Source organism: Frankia sp. CcWB3, from assembly GCF_977927595.1.
Map to the genome: position 1 here is coordinate 1 of NZ_CDWRCK010000199.1, position 4621 is coordinate 4621.

1 protein-coding gene is annotated in these 4621 nt (G+C 76.4%); it reads right to left on the minus strand.

Annotation, left to right across the window (positions count from 1 at the left end):
- On the minus strand, positions 1 to 4621 hold a 4621-nt coding region (locus ACY5KJ_RS14830; RefSeq protein WP_462203611.1), incomplete at both ends, for a condensation domain-containing protein.

Genomic DNA, 4621 nt, shown 5'->3' on the forward strand with positions numbered 1-4621 from the left:
CGATAGGACAGGAGCGGCGACGGCCGGCAGCCGGTCGGCCAAGGCCCGGGTGGTGAGGACGACGCTCGGTGCCGCGTCGGCCAGCAGGAACGCCAGCCGCTCCGCCGGCTGCTCGACGTCGATCGGCAGGTAGCTCGCGCCCGCCGCCAACACACCGAAGATCGCCGGGACCGTCAGCGCGCGGGGCAGCGCGAGCGCCACCACCGCCTCCGGAGGGGTGCCCAGCCGGGAAAGCCGGCCCGCGATCCGGCCGACCTGGGTCGCCAGCTCGGCGAACGTCGTCCGGCTCTCGGCGGTGACCAGCGCGACCCGGTCGGGATGGGCGGCCACGGCCCGGGTGAGCAGGTCCGGCACGGTCGTCCCGGCGCCGCCGGGACCGGCGGCGTCACCGGGGTCACCGGGGTCACCGGGGTCACCGGGGTCACCGGGCAGCGCCCGCTCCGGGCCGGCGGCGCAGCGCAGGGCGGCCGCCCGCTCCTCCTCGTCGGCGATCTCCAGCCGGCTGACCGGTCTGTCGGGGTCACGGACGATCTCGGCCAGCAGGCGGAGCAGCCGGTCGGCCAGCCGGGCGCCGCCGGCCGGCTCGATGACATCGGTGGCGAAGTCGACCAGCACGGTGATCTCGTTGCGGACGGCCCGGTCGACGAACGTCACGTCCAGGTCGAACTTGGCCGTCCCGGCCTCGGGGTTGATCCAGGTCACCGGCCCGCCGAGCAGCTCCCGGCCGTCGTCGGCCAGGTGATGGTAGCCGGCCATCACCTGGAACAGCGGGTTGATCCCCGGTGTCCGGCGCGGGTTGACCGCCGCGACCACGTCCTCGAACGGGAGGTCCTGGTGGTCGAAGGCGGCCAGGTCGGTCCGGCGGGCCCGGCCCAGCAGATCCCGGAAGGTCGGGTCGCCGGTCAGGTCGGACCGGATCACCAGCGTGTTGACGAAGAAGCCGACGAGCGGGTCGAGCGCGGCGTCGGCCCGGCCGGAGACGGGTACGCCGATCGGGATGTCGTCGCCGGAGCCCAGCCGGTGCAACAGGGTCGCGATGGCCGCGTGGGCGAGCATCGACATGCTCGTCCCGGTCGCCGCGCACAGCGCCCGCAGCCCGATCGCGACCGGGCCGCGCAGGACCCGGGCAGCCCGCCCCGACGCGCCGTCGCGTACGGCCGGGCGCGGCCGGTCCAGCGGCAGCGGGATCTCCTCCGGCAGGCCCCGCAGGGCGGCCAGCCAGAAGTCGAGCTGCCGGGCGGCCAGGCTGCCGTCGACGCCCGGATCGCCGAGCAGGTCGCGTTGCCAGAGCGTGTAGTCGGCGTACTGGACCGGCAACGGCGCCCAGTCCGGCGCGCGCCCGGCCCGCCGGGCGGCGTAGGCCGCGTCCAGGTCGAGCAGGAACGGCCGGTCAGACCACTCGTCGGTCGCGATGTGGTGCAGGACGACGACCAGCACGTCGTCGTCCGGGCCGCGCAGCACGGTCAGCCGTAGCGGCGCCTCGGCGGCCAGGTCGAACGGCTGGGCCGCCGCCCGGGTGATCCGGCCGGTCACCTCGTCGGGGCCGCACTCGACGACGTCGATGGCGGGGGTCGCGGCGACCGGGTCGAGGATCCGCTGGTAGGGCTGGCCGTCGACCGCGGCGACGACCGTGCGCAGGGCCTCGTGCCGGCCGAGGAGGTCGGTGACGGCGGCGCGCAGCGCGTCGACGTCGAGGCGGGCGCCGGTCCGGAACGCGAGCGGGTAGTTGTAGGCGTCGCTCCCGCCGGCCAGCGCCTCGACGAGCCACAGGCGACGCTGCGCCGGCGAGAGCGGGATCCGCTCGGGCCGCTCCCCCGCGACCAGCGGCGGGCGCCCGGTCTCGGCCCGGCCCGCTGCCTTCGCCGCCAGCGCCACCACCGTCGGTGCCTCGAACAGGTCACGGATGGCCAGATCGACCTCGAGCGCGACCCGGGCCCGGCTGACCACCCGGGTCGCGAGCAGGGAGTGGCCGCCCAGGGCGAAGAAGTCGTCCTCCACCCCGACCTCGGGCAGGCCGAGGACGTCGGCGAACAGCTCGGCCAGGGTGCGCTCCAGCGCCGTGGCCGGCGGCCGGCCGGAGCTCGCCGCCGCCACCGGCTCGGCTGGTGGCAGGGCGGCGACGTCGAGCTTGCCGTTGGCGTTGCGGGGGATGGCCGGCAGCGGCACGAACGCCGACGGGACCAGGTAGTCCGGCAGGGCGGCGGCCAGGTCGGAGCGCAGGCGGGCGACAAGCGCGCCGGCGGCGCGGGCGGCTGTCGGGTCGTTCGTGCGCGCCGTGGCCGGGCCGGGCCGGGCGGCCGGGTCGGCCGCCGGCCGGGTGACCGGGAGGGCGGGGCGGCCCGAGCCGCGCACGAAGACGGCGTCGAGCCGGCCGGGGTCGCCGGGTCGCGGCGCGAGGGCCGCCTCGTAGCCCAGGGCATCGGCCAGCGCGTATACATCGTGGGGGTCGACGGCGGCCGCCTCGCCGGCCTCAGCGCAAAGCCCAGCCTCAGTGCAAAGCCCGGCCGCGGCGAGTTCGGCGGCGATCCGGGCGTCCGGGATCGCGGTCAGACGGACCCGCTCCGGCAGGCGGCCCCGGAGCAGCGCGCCGAGTGCCTCCACGCTGTCCACGTCGACGTCCCAGGCCAGAACGTCCCAGGCCGGGGTGAGCGGCTCCACCGCCCGGGCGCCGTCGACCGGGGCGGGTCGGCGCAGCACCACGTCGTAGCGGTGCCGGGTCAGCTCGTCGCGGTGGCGCCCCCGCTTGACCCGGACCGACACCTCGAGATCGGCCTGGGCCGCCAGGTCCAGGAAGAACGCCGGCGAGACCACCAGCTCCTTCTCCAGCAGGAGGCGCCGGTCGACGGCGGCCGCGAGCCGAGCCGGGTCGGGCCCGGGCCGCGGGCCGGGGCGGGCCAGCTCGACCGCGCTGTGGAAGGCGCGCAACCGGCCCAGGTCCCGGACGTCGCCGACGAACAGCGAGCCGCCCGGGGCCAGCAGGTCGAGCGCGCCCCGCAGCACCGAGGCCAGGTAGCCGGCGCTCGGGAAGTACTGGATCACCGAGTTGACGACGACCGTGTCGAAGAAGCCGGTGGGCAGCCCCTCGGTCAGGTGGGCCGCTTGGTGGCGCAGCTCGACCCGCCCGAAGCGGTCCGGGTCGGTGGCCAGCTCGGCCCGCAGCTTCGCGATGACGGGGGCGGCGAAGTCCGTGCCCCAGTACGCCTTGCACTCGGGCGCGAGCGGGCCGAGCAGCAGGCCGGTGCCGACGCCGATCTCCAGCACCCGCCGGGGCGCGAGTGCCCGGATGCGGTCGAGGGTGGCCGCCCGCCACTCCCGCATGTGCTCGAACGGGATCGGCTGCCCGTCGTAGCTGGAATCCCAGCCGGCGAAGTCCTCGACGAGCGCGGCGGTCGGGATCCGCTCGTACTCGTCGCTGTAGATCTGACGCCACTCGCCGACCTGGTCGGCCTCGATCGCGGCCGCCTCGGCGGGCGAGGGCTCGGCCGGCACGACGTAGGCGACGAGGCGCTTCGCGCCCGGCGTCGCCGGGTCGGCCGCCGCGATCACGGCGGACTGGCTGACCGCCTCGTGGCCGTCGAGGGCGGCGGTGACCTCGCCGAGCTCGATCCGGTGGCCGCGGATCTTCACCTGGTCGTCGGTGCGGCCGAGGAAGTCGAGGTTGCCGTCGGGGCGGCGGGCCACCAGATCGCCGGTGCGGTACATCCGCCCGCCCGGCCGGACCGGGTCGGCCACGAAGCGGGCCGCGGTCAGGCCGGGCTGGTCGAGGTAGCCCCGAGCCAGGCCGTCGCCAGCTATGTACAGCTCGCCGGCGACGCCGTCCGGGGCCGGGCGCAGCCAGCGGTCGAGCACGTAGACGGAGGTGTTGCGGATCGGCCGCCCGACGGTCGGCGTCGGGCTGTCGGCCGTCGCGGCCCCGAGGGTGTTGATCGTGTACTCGGTCGGCCCGTACAGGTTGTAGCCGGCCGTCCCGTCGGTGGTCCGCAGCCGGGTCCAGACGGAGCCGGGCACGGCTTCCCCGCCCAGCATGACCAGGGCCGGCCGGTGCCCGTCCGCGGGGTCGCCGCCGGTGGCCGGCCCGGCCTCGCTGGCCGAGCCGGTCCGCTCCAGCAGGCCGGCTTCGAACAGGTGGGCCGCGTAGGTCGGGGCGACGTTGACGACGTCGATCCGGTGGCGGTCGCAGTAGGCGACCAGCCCCTCGGCGTCCCGGCGCAGGTTCTCGTCACAGATGTGCACCTCGTGGCCCTCGACGAGCCAGAGCAGCTCCTCCCACGACATGTCGAAGGCGAAGGAGACGGTGTGCGCGATCCGCAGGCGCCGCCCGCCGGCCGCCGCCACCGTCGGGGTGAAGATCTCGTCCCGGTGGTTGAGCCACATATTCGTCAGCCCGCGGTAGGGCGTGACGACGCCCTTGGGCCGGCCGGTCGAACCGGACGTGTAGATGACGTAGGCCGGGTGGTCGAGCCGGTCCGCGCGGTCGCGGGCGAAGGCGCCGAGCTCCGCGCCCGTCAGCGGGCCGGCCGGGGTGGCGGCCAGCTCGGCGGCGACGGCCCGCTCGTCCAACGCGAGCCAGCTCGGGCCGCCAGACGCGCCGGCGGCGTCCGACGGGCTGGGGGCGTCCGGG